The organism is Nocardia glycosmidis (genome assembly GCF_052545115.1).
Map to the genome: position 1 here is coordinate 15,537 of NZ_JBQWRH010000018.1, position 18,195 is coordinate 33,731.

General features: G+C 69.3%; 16 protein-coding genes and 1 riboswitch. Of the genes, 6 read left to right on the forward strand and 10 right to left on the reverse strand.

Annotation, left to right across the window (positions count from 1 at the left end; genetic code table 11):
• Positions 1-17: 17 nt before the first annotated feature.
• The 9 genes from mraY to ACT86A_RS21510 all read right to left on the reverse strand — a co-directional run bounded on the left by mraY (position 18) and on the right by ACT86A_RS21510 (position 10,594).
• Entirely contained in the window at positions 18-1,094 is a 1,077-nt protein-coding gene (gene mraY / locus ACT86A_RS21470; RefSeq protein ID WP_445093971.1) for a phospho-N-acetylmuramoyl-pentapeptide-transferase, read from the reverse strand.
• Positions 1,091-2,629 carry a UDP-N-acetylmuramoyl-tripeptide--D-alanyl-D-alanine ligase gene (locus ACT86A_RS21475; protein WP_445093972.1) on the reverse strand — a complete coding sequence of 513 codons (1,539 nt, stop codon included), beginning with the start codon at positions 2,627-2,629 and terminating at the stop codon, positions 1,091-1,093. Before ACT86A_RS21475 ends, mraY begins: the two co-directional genes overlap by 4 nt.
• Entirely contained in the window at positions 2,626-4,209 is a 1,584-nt protein-coding gene (locus tag ACT86A_RS21480) for a UDP-N-acetylmuramoyl-L-alanyl-D-glutamate--2,6-diaminopimelate ligase (protein WP_445093973.1), read from the reverse strand. The genes ACT86A_RS21475 and ACT86A_RS21480 overlap by 4 nt, the downstream gene beginning before the upstream one ends.
• Positions 4,210-4,515: 306 nt before the next feature.
• A complete protein-coding gene (locus tag ACT86A_RS21485) occupies positions 4,516-6,411 on the reverse strand; it encodes a peptidoglycan D,D-transpeptidase FtsI family protein (RefSeq protein WP_445093974.1) in 1,896 nt (631 codons plus the stop codon).
• A complete protein-coding gene (gene ftsL, locus ACT86A_RS21490) occupies positions 6,408-7,259 on the reverse strand; it encodes a cell division protein FtsL (protein ID WP_445093975.1) in 852 nt (283 codons plus the stop codon). Before ftsL ends, ACT86A_RS21485 begins: the two co-directional genes overlap by 4 nt.
• Positions 7,260-7,530: 271 nt before the next feature.
• Entirely contained in the window at positions 7,531-8,505 is a 975-nt protein-coding gene (rsmH, locus tag ACT86A_RS21495; RefSeq protein WP_445093976.1) for a 16S rRNA (cytosine(1402)-N(4))-methyltransferase RsmH, read from the reverse strand.
• Between the two features lie 185 nt (positions 8,506-8,690).
• On the reverse strand, positions 8,691-9,122 hold the full coding sequence (mraZ, locus tag ACT86A_RS21500; protein ID WP_445093977.1) for a division/cell wall cluster transcriptional repressor MraZ: 432 nt from the start codon (positions 9,120-9,122) through the stop codon (positions 8,691-8,693).
• 423 nt (positions 9,123-9,545) lie between these two features.
• Positions 9,546-9,965, reverse strand: coding sequence for an SCO2097 family morphological protein (locus tag ACT86A_RS21505; protein WP_445094061.1), 420 nt, complete (start codon positions 9,963-9,965; stop codon positions 9,546-9,548).
• A gap of 197 nt (positions 9,966-10,162) precedes the next feature.
• On the reverse strand, positions 10,163-10,594 hold the full coding sequence (locus ACT86A_RS21510) for an SAV_6107 family HEPN domain-containing protein (RefSeq protein ID WP_445093978.1): 432 nt from the start codon (positions 10,592-10,594) through the stop codon (positions 10,163-10,165).
• Positions 10,595-10,791: 197 nt separating this feature from the next.
• On the opposite strand from ACT86A_RS21510, the gene ACT86A_RS21515 reads away from it, so the two are divergent.
• The 3 genes from ACT86A_RS21515 (at position 10,792) to ACT86A_RS21525 (ending at position 13,826) form a co-directional block, all read left to right on the forward strand.
• Positions 10,792-11,403, forward strand: a complete 612-nt coding sequence (locus tag ACT86A_RS21515) for a GNAT family N-acetyltransferase (protein ID WP_445093979.1) — start codon at positions 10,792-10,794, stop codon at positions 11,401-11,403.
• Positions 11,404-11,410: 7 nt separating this feature from the next.
• The gene (locus ACT86A_RS21520; RefSeq protein WP_445093980.1) at positions 11,411-12,982 is read left to right on the forward strand and encodes a phytoene desaturase family protein; all 1,572 of its coding nucleotides are present in this window, start codon (positions 11,411-11,413) and stop codon (positions 12,980-12,982) included.
• A 112-nt stretch (positions 12,983-13,094) separates the two neighbouring features.
• Complete coding sequence (locus tag ACT86A_RS21525) at positions 13,095-13,826, forward strand: LppM family (lipo)protein (protein ID WP_445094062.1); 732 nt, start codon at positions 13,095-13,097, stop codon at positions 13,824-13,826.
• A 359-nt stretch (positions 13,827-14,185) separates the two neighbouring features.
• On the opposite strand, the gene ACT86A_RS21530 is transcribed toward ACT86A_RS21525, so the two are convergent.
• On the reverse strand, positions 14,186-14,893 hold the full coding sequence (locus tag ACT86A_RS21530) for a hypothetical protein (RefSeq protein WP_445093981.1): 708 nt from the start codon (positions 14,891-14,893) through the stop codon (positions 14,186-14,188).
• A gap of 369 nt (positions 14,894-15,262) precedes the next feature.
• Positions 15,263-15,356: riboswitch (SAM riboswitch) on the forward strand.
• Between the two features lie 99 nt (positions 15,357-15,455).
• Here ACT86A_RS21530 and ACT86A_RS21535 point away from each other — a divergent pair.
• From ACT86A_RS21535 to ACT86A_RS21545, 3 genes are read left to right on the forward strand one after another with little or no spacing between them, the layout of a single operon-like run.
• Positions 15,456-16,457 (forward strand): amino acid ABC transporter permease, encoded by a 1,002-nt coding sequence (locus tag ACT86A_RS21535; protein ID WP_445093982.1) that lies wholly within the window; start codon positions 15,456-15,458, stop codon positions 16,455-16,457.
• On the forward strand, positions 16,454-17,221 hold the full coding sequence (locus ACT86A_RS21540; RefSeq protein ID WP_445093983.1) for an amino acid ABC transporter ATP-binding protein: 768 nt from the start codon (positions 16,454-16,456) through the stop codon (positions 17,219-17,221). The genes ACT86A_RS21535 and ACT86A_RS21540 overlap by 4 nt, the downstream gene beginning before the upstream one ends.
• A gap of 14 nt (positions 17,222-17,235) precedes the next feature.
• Positions 17,236-18,195, forward strand: a complete 960-nt coding sequence (locus tag ACT86A_RS21545; RefSeq protein WP_445093984.1) for an ABC transporter substrate-binding protein — start codon at positions 17,236-17,238, stop codon at positions 18,193-18,195.

Sequence of the window (18,195 nt, forward strand, 5' to 3'; positions counted from 1 at the left end):
ATGTTCGACCATATCGTTCACCCGACCGCGGAGAGATATTCGCTGTAGAACAGACCGAGCCCGACGGCCGACGCCATCGCGGCCAGCAGCCAGAACCTGATGATCACTGTGGTCTCGGCCCATTTGCTGAGTTCGAAGTGGTGGTGGAACGGCGCCATCTTGAACAGTCGATTGCGCGTGGTGCGGAAGACCGCGACCTGCAACACCACCGACGCCGTCTCGGCGACGAACAGCGCGCCGATCACGATCATCAGCAGCTCGGTCCGGGTGGTGATGGACAGACCCGCGAGCAGGCCACCCAGCGCCAGCGAACCGGTGTCACCCATGAAGATCTTGGCCGGGGCGGCGTTCCACCACAGGAAACCGACGCACGCCGCGGCGCCCGCGGCGCAGACCAGCGCGAGATCCAGCGGATCGCGCACGTTGTAACAACCGGTCTCGGGCTTGGTCTCGCAGGCGTGGTAGTACTGCCAGAAAGTGATGATCACGTACCCGCCGAGCACCAGGCTCATCGATCCGGCGGCCAGCCCGTCGAGACCGTCGGTGAGGTTCACCGCGTTCGACCAGGCGACCACCACGAAGCACACGAACACCACGAATACGACCACACCCATGGTCACCGTGCTGATGTCGCGGACATAGGACAGATGCCTGCTGGCGGGGGTCAGCCCGCTCGGGCCTTTGAACTGCAGCGCGAGCACGCCGAAGAGTACAGCCGCGGACAGCTGGCCGAGATACTTGCCCGCCGCGGTCAGTCCCAGGTTGCGTTGCTTGCGGATCTTGATGAAGTCATCGAGGAAACCCACCGCGCCGAGCGCCGTGGCCAGCCCGAGGACCAGCAACGCCGACGCCGAAGGGCCGTCGGCGTGGTAGCCGATGCCGATCAGATGCGACCCCAGATACCCGGCCCACATACCCACCAGAATCGCGACGCCACCCATGGTCGGGGTGCCGCGTTTGGCCTGATGGCTGGCGGGGCCATCGACCCGGATCTCCTGTCCGAATCCCTGCTTGGCGAACAACCTGATCAGCAGTGGGGTCAGCAGGATCGATACCGTCAGCGCTATCGCCGCGGCAAAAAGAATCTGTCTCATCCTGCTGCCTCCGTGTCCTGTCCCACCCCGCCGGTCGCCGCGGCGGCGCGGCGTGCGGCCACGGCGCCCGGGTCGGTCAGATGCTCGGCGACCTCCCACAGGCCGACCGACTTCGACGCCTTGACCAGCACCACGTCGCTCGCCCCGACTTCCTCGTCCAGCAGTGCGATCGCCGCCTCGATGTCCGGTACGAGGACCGATTCCTCGCCCCACGACCCTTCCATCACGGCTCCCTGGTGCAGCGCGCGGGAGGGCCTTCCGGTACCGACCACGACGACGCGGCTGACGTCCAACCGCACGGCGAGCCGGCCGATGGCGTCGTGTTCGATAACCGACTCCTCGCCCAGTTCGGCCATCTCGCCCAGCACCGCCCAGCTGCGTCGCGGCGTCCGGCCCGCCCGCGCCATACTCACCAGAGCCTTGAGCGCGGCGCGGACGGAATCCGGGTTGGCGTTGTAGGAGTCGTTGACGACGGTGAGCCCGTCGGCGGTGGTCCGCACGTCCATCCGGCGCGCCGACGCGGCGCGCGCACCGGACAGCGTCTGCACCACGGCGCCCAGATCCGCCCCGCATTCCAGCGCGACCGCGATCGCCGACAGCGCGTTGCCGACCTGGTGCTCGCCATGGACCGCCAATCGGACCGGTGCGCTGCCCGCAGGGGTGTGCACGGTGAACTCGGCGCGGGCTTGGTCGTCGAGCCGGATGTCGGTAGCGCGGATGTCGGCAGTGCCGGCCTGCCCGACCGTCACCACCCGGGCGGACGTGCGCGCGGCCATGGCGGCCACTTGAGGATCGTCGGCGTTGAGCACCGCGAGCCCGGTCGACGGCAGCGCCTCGACCAGCTCGCCCTTGGTCTGCGCGATGGCCTCCCGGCTGCCGAACTCACCGAGATGCGCAGTTCCGACGTTGAGTACCACCCCGATACTCGGTGGCGCCACCTCGGCCAGCGCGGCGATATGCCCTGGTCCCCGCGCGGACAGCTCCAGCACGAGGAAGCGGGTGCCCGCATCGGCGCGCAGCGCGGTCCACGGGTGACCGAGTTCGTTGTTGAACGAACCCGGCGGCGCCACCACCGGGCCCAGCGGCGCCAGGACGGCGGCCAGCAGGTCCTTCGTCGAGGTCTTGCCGGAGGAGCCGGTGACGCCGACGACGGTCAGCCCGCCGACGACCAGGCGCGAGACGCTGGCGCGCGCCAGTGCGGCGAGCGCGGTGAGCACGGCGGCCCCCGAGCCGTCCGAATCATGCGTCAGGGCAACGGAATTCGACGGCATAGTGGCATGGTCCGGCGCGACCACGATGGCCGGCACGCCCACCCGCCGCGCCGCGAGCACCGCCACCGCGCCCGCCGCGACGGCCGCGCCCGCATAGTCGTGGCCGTCCGAGCGCTCGCCCGGCAATGCCAGGAACAGGTCGCCGGAACCGATTCGGCGCGAATCGAATTCGACCGCGCCGGTCACCCGCACCTCCGGGTCTGCGACGTCGTGCAGCGTGCCGCCGACGACGTCCGCGATCTCCCGCAGTGTCATCTCGATCATGAAACCGTCAAGTCCTCCGCGTGATTTCCTTGCGGGCTGCGTCTTTCCAATGCGGCCGCGAGAACGTCGCGGTCGTCGAACGAATGCTTCACGCCGTCGATCTCCTGCCCTACCTCATGTCCCTTGCCCGCGATCAGCACCACGTCACCGGGGCGCGCCCAGTCCACCGCGGCCGCGATCGCCGCTGCCCGATCACCGATCTCGCGGACCTCACCGCGCTCGGCCTCGGGCACCTCCAGCGCACCCGAACGCAGGGCGCCGCGGATCGCCGCCGGGTCCTCGGTCCGCGGATTGTCGTCGGTGATGATCAATAGATCGGCCCCCCGCGCGCCCGCCGCTCCCATCAGCGGCCGCTTGGCCACGTCCCGGTCGCCGCCCGCACCGACGACCACCGCGAGCCGTCCCGTGCTGTCCGCCGCGAGATGCCCGCGCAGCGTGGCGATCACGGATTCCAGCGCGGCCGGCTTATGGGCGTAGTCGACGATCGCCAAGAAGTCCTGTCCGCGCTCGACCCGCTGCATCCGTCCGGGCACGTCCACGGTCGCCAGCGCGGGCGCGGCGACCGTCGGCTCGACCCCCGCGGCGGCGCACACGGCGACCGCGAGCAGTCCGTTGGCGACGTTGTAATGACCGGGAAGACGCAGGCGCACAGCGACTTCCCCCTGCGGACCGGACGCGATGAAGTCCTGTTCACCGCCGTGCGCCGACACCGCGCCGGTGACCTTCCACGCGGCCGAACGGGTGGTCGAGACGGTGATCGGGGTCGCGAGACCGGCGGCCAGCCGTTGTCCCCACTCGTCGTCGACGCAGACCACGGCGGTGCGCGCCGCTACCGGCGAATCCGGCTGGAACAGTCGGCGTTTGGCGGCGAAGTAGTCCTCGAAGTCGGCATGGAAATCCAGGTGGTCCTGCGACAGGTTGGTGAACGCGCCGACCGTGAACCGCACCCCGTCCACCCGTCCCAGCGCCAGCGCGTGGCTGGACACCTCCATCACCACCGCGTCCACGCCCTGCTCGACCATGAGCGCGAACATCGCATGCAGCTGCGGCGCCTCCGGGGTGGTCAGCGCGCTCGGCACCCGCCTGCCGCCGATCCTGGTCTCGATGGTGCCGATCAGGGCGGTGGACAGCCCCGCGGCAGCCAGGCCTGCCTCGACCAGATAGGAGGTCGTCGTCTTGCCGGATGTGCCGGTGATCCCGATGATGCGCAACCGTTCGGACGGGTTGCCGTAGATCGCCGCCGACAGCTCGCCGAGTACCGCGCGCGGGTTCTGCTGGATCAGGACCGGCACCTCGAGCGTGCCCATCAACTGCGCACCCGCCGCGTCGGTCAGCACCGCCACCGCGCCGCGCGCGACGGCGTCCTGCGCGAAACGCGCGCCGTGCGAACGGGCGCCCGGCAGTGCGGCGAACAGATCGCCCGGCAGCACGGCATCGGAACGCTGCTCGATACCGGTGACCGACACGCCACGCGCGGCCGTTTCGGGGCTGGTCACCGCACCGATGACGGCGGCCAGCGAAGCCAGCGGCGTCGACGGCGAGTGCTCTGGCCGCAATGCGCGCGGTTGGCCGGACTGCACAGAAACCAGGCTCCTTTCGAGGGCAGCGATCGAGGTGTCAGGTTACCGGCGACCGGTCACGGCGGGACCATGCGCCCCACCGCAAAGCCGGGGACCCTGCCCACCGCACACTACGGGTTCGTTCTCCCGGCCGGGAGCGCGCCACGCGCCGGTCGAAGGTCGCCCAGCCCGGCCGCTGCGGGCGAGGCCGATCGGCGATCACCGCTGCGGCCGCACGATGTCGTCCACCTGCTGATCGCTGTGCACAGTGCCGATGCCTTTCCGGCCGGTCACGCCCGCGGTCGTCGTGCCGTGGCAGCGGCCGGATCACCCGGCCTGCAGCACGAATCGCTTGGACGGCTGCGGCGACGGCGGAACACGGTCGCGCTGCAGCGCCCACGAGGCGATGTTGTGGAACAGCGGAGCCACCGACCCACCGCCGCTGCCGTCCGAACTGCGGACGGGCGCGTCGAGCATGAGACCGATCACGTACCGCGGATTGTCGGCGGGAACCATGCCCGCGAACGTGATCCAGAACGACGACGTGGAGTAGCACCGGCACCCCGGGTCCACCTTCTGCGCGGTACCGGTCTTGCCTGCCACCTGGTATCCCGCGATGGCTGCCGGCCACCCGGTGCCGTTCTGCTCGGCGTTCATCGGGTCGCGCTGCACGACCGCCTGGAACATCGTCCGCAGCGTGGCGGCGGCTTGCGGGCTCACCACCCGGACGCCGTCCGGCTGGGTCTCCTCGGTACGTGCGCCGCCCGGCGCGATCGTCGCTCGCACGATTCGAGGCGGGATGCGAACGCCGTCGTTGGCGATGGCCTGGTACATCCCGGCCATCTGCAGTGTGGTCATCGAAAGACCTTGCCCGATCGGAAGATTCGCGAACGTGCCGCCGGACCATTGGTCTCGGTCCGGCAGCAACCCCGCGCTCTCGCCCGGCAGGCCGATACCGGTGCGCTGCCCGAGCCCGAACCGGTGTGCCATATCGGCGAAGCGGTCCTCGCCGACGCGCTGGGCCAGCAGCAGGGTGCCCACGTTGGAGGATCGGCCGAAAATGCCCGTGGTGGTGTAGGGCTCGACCTCGTGCGACCACGCGTCATGCACGGTGACGCCCGCCATCTGAATCGAGCCGGGGACCTGCAGCACCTCGTCGGGCTGGGTGAGGCCGTACTCGATGGCCGCGGCTGCCGTCACGATCTTGTTCACCGAGCCGGGCTCGAACACATCGGTGACCGAAGGGTTGCTCAGGTCGGCGTTCACCCAGTTCTGCGGTCCCAGCTCCGGGTTGAACGTGTTGTCGTTCGCCATGGCCAGGACTTGCCCGGTCTTGGCATCCAGCACGACGGCCGAGGCAGCACCCGCGCCGGAGACCTCTTTCGCCTGCTGCACTTGTTGCTGCACGTAGTACTGCAGATCCGAGTCGAGGGTCAGCTCTACCGCCGCCCCGTTGACCGCCGGTTGCTCGTCTCGCCAGCTGCCCGGTATGACCGCGCCGTCGGAACCACGATCGTAGGTGTGCGACCCGTCGGTACCGGCCAGCACCGCGTCCATCGACGACTCGAGTCCGACCTGTCCGTGGCCATCCCACCCGGTGGCGCCGACCACGTTCGCCGCCAGCGAGCCGCCGGGATGCACCCGGATGCTTTCCGGGTCGGAGCCCACCTGAGCGAATTGCTCGGTGATCTCGCCGGCGATTCGCGGATCCACCTTGTGCGCAAGGTACACAAACGGCTCGTCGCTGCGCAGCTTCGCCAGCAGATCCGCTTCCGCCGGGGCGTCCTTGCCCAGCTTGTCGTGGATAGTGCGCGCGATGGCACGCAGCCGCTCCTCCGGATCGGGTGCCTTGTCACTCTTGGCTCTGGCATCCGCCAGTTCCTGGCGGACCCGGATCGGCTGGAAGTTGAGGGCTTTCGCGGAGATGGTGAAAGCCAGCGACTTGCCGTTGCGGTCGGTGATCGGCCCGCGGGTCGCCGGGTCCGGTTGATGGGTGGTGCGCTGACTGGCCGCTTGCGCCGACAGTCCCGGCGCCGCGATGCTCTGTACCCACAGCAGTTGCAGCGCGACCACGGCGAGCGCGACCAGCATGACCACCCGTCCGACGCCGAGGCGCAGTCGCAGCGGACCGCCCGGGACCGACGCCGGAGTCCGATGCGGTCTGCCGCCGCCCCTCGGCGCCGAGGGTCGGCGCGCGCGTTGCGCTTGCCTGGGTGGGGTCACTGTGGCACACCGTCGGTCTGTGGCTGCGGCGCCGCCAGCGCCTGCGGCGCCGCCAGCGCCTGCGGCGCGTCTATCTGCGGTTGCGCGGCCTGCGCCACCCCCACCTCGGGCGAAACCGACTCCTGCGGTGCGGCGGCCGGTGGCACCGCCGGATCGCCGAGCGGACCAGCCTGCGGCCGGCTGCCAACCGGAGGAGACACTGGTACCGGGCTCCCCGGTGCGGGTGCCGCGTTCGCCTGAACGTTGGTTTGCGGCCCGGTGATCGGCCGTCCCGGCGCGGGGGCGCCGGGTGTGGTGGTGACCGGGACAACCCGTTCACCCCTGGCCGCGCCCGATGGAGTCGGCGATGCGTTCAGCGGCGGGGCCGGGTCGCCTTGGGCCGGGGTCGGCGTGCCGATCACCGTCACCGAGCCGTGCGGGCCGACCAGCAGGCGGGCCGGGTCCTTGGCCGGAATCATGCCGAGTTCCCGCGCCCGCGCGGCCAGCTCCGGCGCCGAGTCGGCGGCCTCCACCTCGCGCTGCAGGGCGGCGCGCTCGTCGGCCAGTCGCCGGTTGGTGGCCCGTGCGTCCCCGAGCTGGTAGCTGTCCTCGGCGGCACGGGTGGTCAGCAGCAGTGTCAGCGCGAGACCACAGCCGAGCAGCGCGATGAGCGCGGTGACGAAAGGAATCCGCGCAGCCATCGCCGAGCGCCGCACGGCCGGTCGAAACGTATCGTCCGAACCGCTCTCGGCGCGCATCCGCCGTCGCGCGTAGGCGCGTTGCGCCGCACCGGATTTCACCCGCTCGGCATCCTGGACCCGCCGGGCGACCCGGCCCGGCGCCGCAACGGTCCGCGTCCGCACGCTCATCGGTTCCCCTCCTCTGTCCGCATCGGATGCCGGATCGACGCAGCACGCCGCTGTCTCATCCGGCCCCCGGTGCCTTTACAGGACATCCGCGTCCGATCGGTACGACCGGACGCCAACCGCGGGTTCCGCACCACACCCGCGCAGTCTTCGCAGTGCACCCACACCCACGCGGCGCCACCCGACACCGCAGACGCATTCCGCGCCCGGCCCGCTGTGTCTGCACAGGACAACCGCGTCCGGTCGGCGCGACGAGGAGCTGCGCGATGCCTCGTCATTGCGCCTCCTGGATCCGCTCCGCCGCGCGCATCCGGACGGGCGCCGCCCGCGGGTTCTCCTCGATCTCCTGTTCGGTCGCCTTCTCCGCGCCGCGGGTCAGCAAACGGAACTCCGGTCCCATGCCGGGCAGTTCGACCGGCAAGCCCACCGGGGTCCGGGACGTGGTGCGGGCGGCCAGCTCCTGCTTGACCACTTTGTCCTCCAGCGACTGGTAGGACATCACGACGATGCGGCCGCCGATTCGCAGCGCGGCGAGTGCGGCGGGCAACGCGGCCCGCAGCGATTCGAGTTCCTGGTTCACCTCCACCCGCAGCGCCTGGAAGGTGCGCTTGGCCGGATGCCCGCCGGTGCGGCGAGTCGCCGCGGGGATCGTGGCGTAGAGCAGTTCCACCAATTCGGCGCTGGTGGTGAACGGCTTGATCCGGCGCCGCCGGACCACCTCCGCGGCGATCCGGCTCGCGAAGCGTTCCTCCCCGTAGGTTTTCAGCACGCGGGCCAGTTCGCCGTGGCTGTAGGTATTGAGCACGTCGGCGGCGGTGGGCCCGGTGGTCGGGTCCATCCGCATATCCAGCGGGGCGTCGACGGAATAGGCGAAGCCGCGGTCGGTTTCGTCCAACTGCATCGACGACACGCCCAAGTCCATCAGGATCGCCGAGACCGAGCCGCCGACAGGCAGTCCCGCCTCGGTCAGCGCACCGGCGATACCGTCATAGCGGGTGTGCACCAACGTGATTCGGCTCGCGAACGGCGCGAGTCGTTCGCCGGCCAGGGTCAACGCCGTGGTGTCACGGTCCAGCCCGACGAGATGGAGGTTCGGGTAGGCGCGCAGGAAATGTTCGGCGTGACCGCCGAGGCCAAGGGTGGCGTCCACGTAGACCGCGCCGGGCTCGGACAGAGCCGGACCGAGCAGCGCGTCGGCCCGCTCGAGCAGAACCGGAACATGGCGAGGGCCGCGCTGTTCACGGTTCACCTAGACCTCCCGGAGTCCTGCCTCGCGTCGTCGCGCACCGCACACGGGTCGCCTTGTTACACAGTGCTTTCGATACGGATACGAATGCCTCGTGGTCTCTGACCGAACTTTCGGCACCTGGCGTCGGGGAAGTACGTCAGGGTCCGCGTCCGGGCAGAGACCGCGCGGCACTCGTTCGCCCGCGGCTAGAAGATTCCGCCCAGCGACTCGTCTCTGGCTTGCGAGAAGTCCTCCTCGTGCTCGGCGAGGTAGGACTCCCACGCCTGCTTGTCCCAAATCTCCAGGAAATCGACCGAACCGATCACCACGCAGTCCCGTGTCAGGTTGGCGTAGCGACGATGATCGGCCGACAACACGATCCGGCCCTGCCCGTCCGGACGTTGCTCGTCCGTTCCGGCCGCGAGTGCCCGGACGAACGCCCGAGCCTGCGGGTTGCTTCGAGACGCGGCCGCGGCCCGCCGGGCGAGCGCGGTGAACTCTTCCTTCGGGTACACGGCAAGGCTGTGGTCCTGACCTTTCGTGACCATCAACCCTCCCGCCAGATCGTCTCGAAACTTCGCAGGCAACGTGAGTCGCCCCTTGTCGTCCAAGCGAGGTGTGTAGGTACCGAGAAACATCTCGATACCTCCCTAGTCGATCACCTCGATGGTCGGCCTTCGGTACTGCGCGCTCCACATTACCCCACTTTCCCCCACTTTCAATCGAAACAACCGGTGATCTGGCTCCCGGCCGACACGATTCCGCAGGTCATTCCAGCTATCACTGCCGTGGAGAACTTTCGCGAGTTCTGCCGACACGCGTCGACCTCCGCGACAAACACCCGAAAACACCCAGCAAACGCCCTGATCAGCCCAATGTGGACGGCGTGGGGTGGCAGCGTGGGGACGCTCGTGGGGAGGTGTGGAGGAGGGAAAACCACCGTCCGAAAATCCTCCGCGCGGACGGCATCGGCGCGCATGAGACGGCGACGCCGCACCATTGCGGTGCGGCGTCGCCGTCGGTAGTGAAGTTCAGGCTGATGAACTTCAGGCTAAAACACGCTATTCCTGCTCGAACCGTCGCCGAAAGCGATCCTCCATACGCTCGGAGAAACGACCGGACTTGCGCTGGCGTCCGCGTCCACCCGAGCCACCACCCGAGGAGGCGTCGCCGCCGCCGGAGCGGTCGTTCTTGCCGACAGCCTTGGCGGTGCCGAGCAGCAGGAGCACACCCGCGCCGAACATGACGATGAACCCGATCAGGCTGATGATCGGGAAGCCGCCGGGCTTCACGGGCGCTGCGATGCCTGCGACGAGGAGAAAAAGGCCGAGGACGAACAACGCCGCGGCCTGGAGTCTGCGACGACTCGAGGTCGAACGAAGCCGTCCGCCGCGGACGGACGAGGCGAACTTGGGATCCTCAGCATAGAGAGCGCTCTCGATCTGTTCGAGCATGCGCTGCTCGTGCTCGGAGAGTGGCACGGTACCTCCCCCGGCACTAGACGTGGCTGCCGCCTCCGGGTAGGCGACAGACAGCCGACCTTGGCGGCTATCTGACACCAATGATACGAGTTCGATCAGGGCCATACCACCTAATGGGCACAGTCATACGTAGCCCGTCTTCGGTCCGCGCACGGCCGGAGCCGAGATCAACCGGTCATGGACTAAGCGGTCATGGATCAAGCCGTCATGCCGCCGGTCCAGCCCGGCGCGGGTCGCAGCCGAGCCGAGGCCGAGAGGAGATCTTCCACGTCGTGCAGAAATGCGCCCACCCGGGAAGCGAACTCATCCGCCTCGTGGTCGTCGACATTTCGGTCGAGCCCCGCCTCCAGCGCGGCCCGAGTCTGCGAGCGAGCGCTGAAATAGTCTGCCCACATCACGAACTCGGGCGCGGCGCGCTGCATGAGCACCCACGCATTGCGCGAGCGCGCCCGCGGCGCGGCGTCGGCGCCGGTGAGCGCGAGAACGGCGCCGGCGCCACGCAGCGCGGCCAGGTAGGCGGTGCGGAACCGCTCTCGCGGATCGCGTTCCCCCGCCGCTTGCAGGAGCAAACCGTCCGCCCGCGCCAGCAGTTTGCCGGCCCGCCCCGGGTGTTCCACTCGACCAGACATCGCCGTCCCTCCACTTCGCGCACCGCTTTGTCCCGGCCGCTTTGTCCCGGCCGCTTTGTCCCGGCCGCATCGGAGACGGCGCGCCGCACCACATTCCGCTACCGCCCGGACCGAACAGGTATTCGAACGTTTGAATTGAGCTTGAATATAGAGACGCCCACCGACAAACTTCCGCGTCCGCGCGACCGACGAGAGCCATGACCGCCGTCAAGCCCAATCACACTCCAGCCCCCGCCGTCGTCGACCTCTCAGTGGCGGCGCTGCGCTCCCGGCTGCACGACGCGCTGGCGGTGTACGTCGCCGCGATGGACTATCCACGCGGCACCGAGCACCATCGCGCGCCGATGTGGACCGAACACACCACCCGTCCCGGTTGGCAGGCGGTCGCCGCCGTGGTGCCCGACGACTGCGGCCGGATCGATCTGCGCAGCGCGCCCATCGTGGCGATCGCCTACGGCTATCGCGGCGCCGCCCACCAGTGGTGGCACCAGCAGGTACACAGCGGAATGCGGCGCTCGGGCTGGCCGGAACCCTCCGCACGCGAATTGCTCTCGGACTATTTCGAGCTGACCGAACTGCATGTGCATCCCACCGCGCAGGGCCGCGGCATCGGCGCGACGCTGCTGCAACGATTGCTGCGCGACCGGACCGAGCGCGCGGTGCTGCTGTCCACCCCCGAGGTGGACGGCGAGGACAACCGCGCCTGGCGGCTGTACCGCAGGGCGGGATTCACCGACGTGATCCGCAACTTCGTGTTCGCCGGCGACAGCCGGCCGTTCGCGATCCTCGGTCGTCGGCTGCCGCTATGAGCGTGACATGTCGGTAGTCGTCGTCGGTTCTGGGCACAATGCTCTGGTGGCCGCGTGCTATCTGGCCCGCGCCGGGTACCCGGTCGAGGTGCTCGAACGCGACAGCGTGCTCGGGGGCGCGGTGTCGACGGTCGAGCGGTTCCCCGGCCACCAGGTCGATCGCGGCTCCTCGGCGCACATCATGATCCGCCACACCGGCATCATCGAGCAGTTGCAGCTCGACCAGTTCGGCCTGCGCTACATCGATTGCGACCCATGGGGATTCACGCCGGCTCAGGCGGACCGCCCGGCCATCGTGTTCCACCATGACCTGGACGCGACGTGCGCGTCGATCGCGGCGGCCTGCGGGCGGCGGGACGCGGCGCAGTATCGCCGGTTCGTTCGGGTGTGGGGGCCGCGCAGCGCCCGCGTGATGCGGGCTTTCGGTGGCGCCCCGACGCCGGGCAGGCTGGTGCGGTCGTTCTGGGAGCTGGACGCTCGCCGGCACCCGAGCGCGCTGTCGCGGGAGTTCCTGCAATCCGGAGACGCGTTGCTGGACACCTACTTCGACGACGAACGGCTGAAAGCATCGCTGGCCTGGTTCGGCGCACAATCCGGCCCGCCGATGTCGGAGCCGGGCACCGCGCCGATGGTCGGCTTCGCGGCGCTGCTGCATGCGCTGCCGCCGGGCCGCGCGGTGGGCGGCAGCGGCGCGCTGACCGAGGCCCTGGTGGCGCGGCTGCGATCCGACGGCGGGGTGGTGCGCGCGGGCGACGGTGTGACCGCCCTGCATCGCGTCGGCGACCGGTGGCGGGTGCGCACCGAGTCGGGCCGAGAACTGCGCGCCGACATCGTGATCGCCGGCTCGCACGTGCTCACCACGCTGGATCTGCTGCGCGCCGGCGGATTCGATGCCGCACGACTGGACGACTGGCGACGGCGCATCCGGGTCGGTCCCGGCACCGGGATGGTGGTGCGGGTCGCCGCCACCGCACTGCCGCGCTATCCGGGCAGTCCGAGCGACGTATCCGCCCGCGGCCTGCAGTTCCTGGTCTCCGATCGAGCGCAGCTGCGCCGGGCGCACGGCGCGGCGCTGGCCGGGGATCTGCCACCGCGGCCTGTGGTGCTGGTGATGAGCTTCAGCGCGCTGGATCCGACCATCGCGCCGCCGGGCGAGCACCAGCTGTCGCTGTGGGCGCAGTGGCACCCGTACCGGCTCGCGGACGGTGGCGACTGGGCCGCCCTCGCACAGCGGGAGGGCGAGCGGATCATCACCGAGGTCGATTCGTACGCACCCGGTTTCGCCGGCTCGGTACAGCACACGCACGTGCAGACCCCGGTGGACCTGGAGCGCGAGCTCGGGCTCGTCGGCGGCAACGTCATGCACGTGGAGATGTCGCTGGACCAGATGATGCTCCTGCGCCCACTACCGGAACTGTCCCGGCAGCGGGTACCCGGTGCGCCGGGACTGTATCTGACCGGCGCGTCCACCCATCCCGGTGGCGGCGTGTCCGGCGCCAGCGGTCGCACGGCCGCACAACTCGCGCTGCGCGACCTTCGCCGGCCTAGAGGTGCGCGGCGGTTCGGGCGACGCCCCTGACCCGCGGTGACTCGCTCGATGCGGCACACCGACGCGCGTCGCGACCGGCGCCTTTCATTCCGGCCGACCGGCCTGGCACGATGTCACCGTGCAGCCGAGTCCCGTCACCACGATGCCCGTTGCCCCGGATCGCCCGCGCAACCGCCCCCGCCGGGTCGTGCGGGTAGCGGCGGCTGTCCTGCTGGCGGCGTTGCTGGTCCCGGTGCTCGCCAGCTGCCTGCGCGTGCAGGTGTCGATGGGCTTGTCGTCCAACGACCGGGTATCCGGACGGATCGTCGCCGCCGTGGTGCCCACGGGTCCCGAGGACAAGGGCCCGCAGCTGAAGGCGCCCGACACGCTCGCCGCGAAGGTGCGGGTGGAGCCGTACGCCCAAGATGGGTACACCGGCAGCCAGGTGTTCTTCGAAGACTTGTCGTTCGGCGAGGTGCAACAGCTGGGGCAGCTGTCCGAGCAGACCCAGGGCATGTTCCAGCTGCAGTTCCAGCGCACCGGCGACCTGGTCAGCCTCAACGGCCGAGTCGATCTCAAATCCGTGCCGCCGCACGGCTCGGACGTGCAGTTCACCATCGCGTTCCCGGCCCGCGTCGCGAAGACCAATGGCAGCCGCGAGGGCGACAACGTCGTCTCCTGGAAACTGCCGCCCGGCGACGTCTCCACACTGCGGGCCGAAGTCAGCTACGCCGACCCGAACACCCGCTCGTTCGCGGGTTGGGCGGGCATCGTCGGCGGCATCACGCTCGCGGTGGCCGCGATCGCCGCCGCACTGGCGTACCTGGACCGCAATCCCGCCGCGCCCGGCGCGCCGAAAGCCGGGTTTTCCCTGGGCCGCCGGGGCGTTCGGTAACGCAGAATTACTGAGCGGCATTCTCGACCGCTCGACACAACGCGGCGGCTCGCTTCGGGTACCCGGATGTCCTTGCCGCCCTGGCACATCGGCCGTGGGTAGATCAGGTACCTCTCCTCCGTTGCGGGTCGACCGCATCGGTGTGATCGCCTGACCCACCACCGAATCCCGGGCCGGAAGGCCACATCAGCACGGGCGGAGTCCACCTCGCTGCGCAGCCACCGTGCCCCCGTCGGGCTCCCCCGAACTGCCCGACCGGGGCACGGTGCGATGGCAGGGTCCCCCGCTGCAATAGCGCGGTCGACACCTGGCCGCGGCGGACCGTCGTCACGGCTACGACGGCAGCCGACGCCCGGAGCTCATGGCACGGTGGTGATTCCGACTGTCGGCAAGAAGTGGCACGACTTGGCGCCGTTCTGGACCGTGCCGAACACCGCGGCGAGAACCGTGCCGCGGCCGGTATCGACCGGGACCGCGCGGACGCCACCCATCGGAAGCGTCGCGAAGAGGAACTCCCGGATGGCCTGCTCCGCTTTGGGTCGCAACTCCGGCGGGACTGCGGCGGGGATCATCGCGCGGGCCACCTCCGACAGCGGCCCCATGGCGGCGGTGCCGCTGCGTCCGTTACTCAGATTGAGCCAGGCGACCTGCATACCCGCGGTGTTCGAGCCGTCCGGCCCAAGCCCGTACGGCACGAATGTGAACATGGCCTGCCCCGTTTTGACGGCGTTGAGGTCGAGCCCGGGGATCTGCACGGTGTTCTTCGGCCACGGGCCCGGAATGGTCCCGGCCACGGCGGGCGCGAGCCCGAGGGTCGTGTTGTCGAGGCACAACGCCGCCGCGGCCGGATACGCGAACGGCTCGATGCCGAGGCCGCGCAGCGCGTCGAGCGCGGAGTTGTAGATGCTCCACGGGTCACCGGGCGCCGCGGTCTGCGTGGCGCGGTCGGAGAACGCGGGGGCCGGGTCGTCCGGGGCCGCGCCGGCGGCCCCTGGTCCCGCGAGCGCGAGAGCGACCGAGCCGGTCACGACGGCGGACAACAAAGTCAGACTACGCAACGTGATCACGAAACCTCCTCATCGGCGGAACGATCGAGGGGCACAGTACTCCGGCAAACGCACGCAACAGCCGAGATTGCCAACAGCAATTCCACAGCAGTCCAGTTTGCCGGGATCTACGGCACCGGTCGGCCGCCACCGACAAGCTGTACGCCGCGTCCGGCCGCCGCTTCGGCTCCCCCCGGCACGCCGGCGATGATGCGACCGGGGACCGCACCGCTCTCATTCGGCAGCGCACGCCTGGCTACCAGAATTATCCGACGAATCCAGGCCCGACAAGATCTACGCTCACGCTGATTACTTCTCTTGTTCCAGAGTCCAGTTGCTCGGCATCATGATTCGGCTCGACCCCGACATCGGCCGGCGGGGGGTCGGCACCAACCATCCAGAGCGACCGAGAGACCTGGCTCGTCGACGTCGCAGCAACCCCCCGGTCACCGGGTGCGGGTGCTTCCGCCGGGACCGATGGAGGAACCGAAGTGATTATCGAGGACCTGGCATGGCGTGAGCGTGCCATGGACGCAGCCGCGTTCACGCTCAGGCCGGAACCGAGCGCCCGCGAGGTGCGGGCATGACCACGTCCGCCGCACCCGAAACCTCCTCGCTCGGCGATCCGGCCCCGGCCGGCACATCCGAGCCGCATCCCGCTCGAGCAGGTGAGACGCCTGAGGTAGCCAAGAGCCGGCACCCGTGGCGGTGGGTGGTCAGCGCTGTCGCGCTGGTTCTGCTCGCCCAGTTCGTGCACGGTCTGGCCACCAACCCCGGCTGGGATTGGCCGACGTTCGCGCAGTACATCACGGCGAAATCGGTGCTGTCGGCATTGCAAGTGACGTTGGAGCTGACCGTGTGGGGTACCGCGCTGGGATTCCTCCTCGGCACCGCGCTGGCGGTCGCCCGGCTATCGAACAATCCGGTATTGCGGGTGATCTCCTGGGCCTACATCTGGGCGTTCCGGGCCATCCCGCTGATCGTGCAGCTGCTGTTCTGGTTCAACATCGCCTATCTGTACCGGACGCTGTCGATCGGCATCCCGTTCGGCCCGGCGCTGTTCACCTTCGAGGTGAACGGCGTGATCAGCGGCTTCACCGCCGCCGTGATCGGATTGGCCCTGCATCAGGCGGCATATTCCGCCGAAATCATCCGCGCCGGATTCATCTCGGTCGACGCGGGACAGCTGGAGGCCGCCGCCGCACTGGGGATTCCGCGACTGCGGCAGTTCCGCACCGTCGTTTTCCCGCAGGCGATGCGCTCGATCCTGCCGAACGCGACCAACGAGGTGATCAGCCTGTTCAAGGGCACCTCGATCGTGTCGGTGATGGCGATCGCCGAGCTGTTCTACCAGGTCCAGGTGATCTATGGGCGCAATGGGCGGGTTGTGCCGCTGCTGATGGTCGCGACGGTGTGGTACTTCGTGCTCACCACCGTGCTCTCGGTGGCGCAGTATTACATCGAGCGTCACTACGCCAAAGGCGCGCACCGCAATCCGCCGCCTTCGCCGCTGCAGCGCGCGTGGCAGAAGCTGCAGGAAGTCGCCGAGATCGGTTCCACCGCACCACGCGGAGCGACACGATGACCGGCACGCTCGCCGTCGAGGTTCGCGGCGTCCGGAAATCCTACGGGCCGCACCAGGTGTTGCGCGGCATCGATCTGACCGTTCGCTCCGGCGAAGTGGTCACGGTGATCGGTCCATCCGGCTCCGGCAAGTCGACCCTGCTGCGCGTGGTGAACCGCCTGGAATCACTGGACGCGGGAACTGTGCACATCGACGGCGAGCTGATCGGCTACCGCCTGCGCCGTAACCGGTTGCACGCGCTGCCGGACCGGGAAGTGCGCAAGCAGCGCTCCCGGATCGGCTTCGTCTTCCAGCAGTTCAATCTGTTCCCGCACCTGACAGTGCTCGACAACATCACGCTCGCACCGCTTTCCGCGCAGCACCGCGACCGCGCCGAAATCGAGCGCGAGGCAAAGGAACTGCTCGAACGCGTCGGCATCGGGCAGCTCGCCGGAGCGTATCCGCGCAGGTTGTCCGGCGGCCAGCAGCAACGCGTGGCGATCGCCCGCGCACTGGCGCTGCGGCCCCGCGTGATCCTGTTCGACGAGCCGACCTCCGCATTGGACCCCGAGCTGGTCGGCGAAGTCCTCGACGTGATCCGCGACCTCGCGCACGGCGGCACCGCCCTGGTGATCGTCACCCACGAAATCGGTTTCGCTCGCGAAGTCGCCGACACCGTGGTGTTCCTCGACGAGGGGGTCATCGTCGAGCAGGGTCCGCCGGCGGCCGTCCTCGACCACCCCGAACACCCGCGCACCCGCGCCTTCCTTTCCCGAGTCCGCTGATGAACAGGTATCCGATGAAGCTTTCCGCCCTGGTCACCGCCGCCGCGACCGCGGTCGTGCTGCTGAGCACCGGCTGCACCGAACCCGAGGCGGATTCCGCCGCGCAGCCCGTCGGGTCGATTACCTTCGACCTTTCCCCCGCCCAGTCCGGTCGCGTCCGGGCCGCGAAGGTCGACGCCATCGCCGCGGAGGTGCCGCAGGCGATCCGTGACCGCGGCACCCTGATCGTCACCGGGTCCGCTGGGACCGCGCCGCCGCTGCGGTTCTACGCCACCGACGACAAGACCGTGGTCGGCTCCGAAATCGACTTCGCCTCGCTGGTCGCCGACATTCTCGGCCTGCGACTCGACGTGCAGGTGGCGGACTTCTCGCAGAACTTCGTGCGGGTGGACTCGGGCGAAGTGGACGCCTTCATCTCCAACGTCACCGTCACCGAGGAGCGCAAAGAGAAGTACGACTTCGCGACCTACCGCAAGGACAACGTCGCGCTGGAGGTGCCGATCCAGAGCAAGCTGGAGTACAAGGACCGCACCAGCCTGGCGGGCAAGCGGATCGGCGTCGGCAGCGGCACCAACCAGGAGCAGCTGCTGGTTACGTGGAACGAGCAGAACCGGGCCGAGGGGTTGCCTCCGATCGACATCACCTACTACCAGCAGTTCAGCGACTACTACCTGGCACTGGCCTCGCAGCGGCTGGACGGCTTCCTCGGCCCCAATCCGACCGCGATCTACCACGCGGCCACCGCGAAACAGACCAGGATCGTGGGCACCTTCTCCGGCGCGGGCGAGACGCTGCAAGGCGAGATCGCGGTGCTCACCAAAAAGAACAACGGGCTGATCCCGGCCGTGCAGCACGCGTTGGCCTACGCCATCGAGCACGGCAGTTACCAGCAGGTGATCGACCGGTGGGGCCTGCAGAGCGAGACGGTCACTGAGTCTCGGATCAACCCGCCCGGCCTGCCGAAGAAGCGGTGA

Bases quoted from the DNA above. Each gene is read 5' to 3' on its own strand.
- mraY (WP_445093971.1), bottom strand. From the start codon at position 1,094: ATGAGACAGATTCTTTTTGCCGCGGCGATAGCGCTGACGGTATCGATC.
- ACT86A_RS21475 (WP_445093972.1), bottom strand. From the start codon at position 2,629: ATGATCGAGATGACACTGCGGGAGATCGCGGACGTCGTCGGCGGCACG.
- ftsL (WP_445093975.1), bottom strand. From the start codon at position 7,259: ATGAGCGTGCGGACGCGGACCGTTGCGGCGCCGGGCCGGGTCGCCCGG.
- mraZ (WP_445093977.1), bottom strand. From the start codon at position 9,122: ATGTTTCTCGGTACCTACACACCTCGCTTGGACGACAAGGGGCGACTC.
- ACT86A_RS21510 (WP_445093978.1), bottom strand. From the start codon at position 10,594: ATGTCTGGTCGAGTGGAACACCCGGGGCGGGCCGGCAAACTGCTGGCG.
- ACT86A_RS21515 (WP_445093979.1), top strand. From the start codon at position 10,792: ATGACCGCCGTCAAGCCCAATCACACTCCAGCCCCCGCCGTCGTCGAC.
- ACT86A_RS21520 (WP_445093980.1), top strand. From the start codon at position 11,411: ATGTCGGTAGTCGTCGTCGGTTCTGGGCACAATGCTCTGGTGGCCGCG.
- ACT86A_RS21525 (WP_445094062.1), top strand. From the start codon at position 13,095: ATGCCCGTTGCCCCGGATCGCCCGCGCAACCGCCCCCGCCGGGTCGTG.
- ACT86A_RS21535 (WP_445093982.1), top strand. From the start codon at position 15,456: ATGACCACGTCCGCCGCACCCGAAACCTCCTCGCTCGGCGATCCGGCC.
- ACT86A_RS21540 (WP_445093983.1), top strand. From the start codon at position 16,454: ATGACCGGCACGCTCGCCGTCGAGGTTCGCGGCGTCCGGAAATCCTAC.
- ACT86A_RS21545 (WP_445093984.1), top strand. From the start codon at position 17,236: ATGAAGCTTTCCGCCCTGGTCACCGCCGCCGCGACCGCGGTCGTGCTG.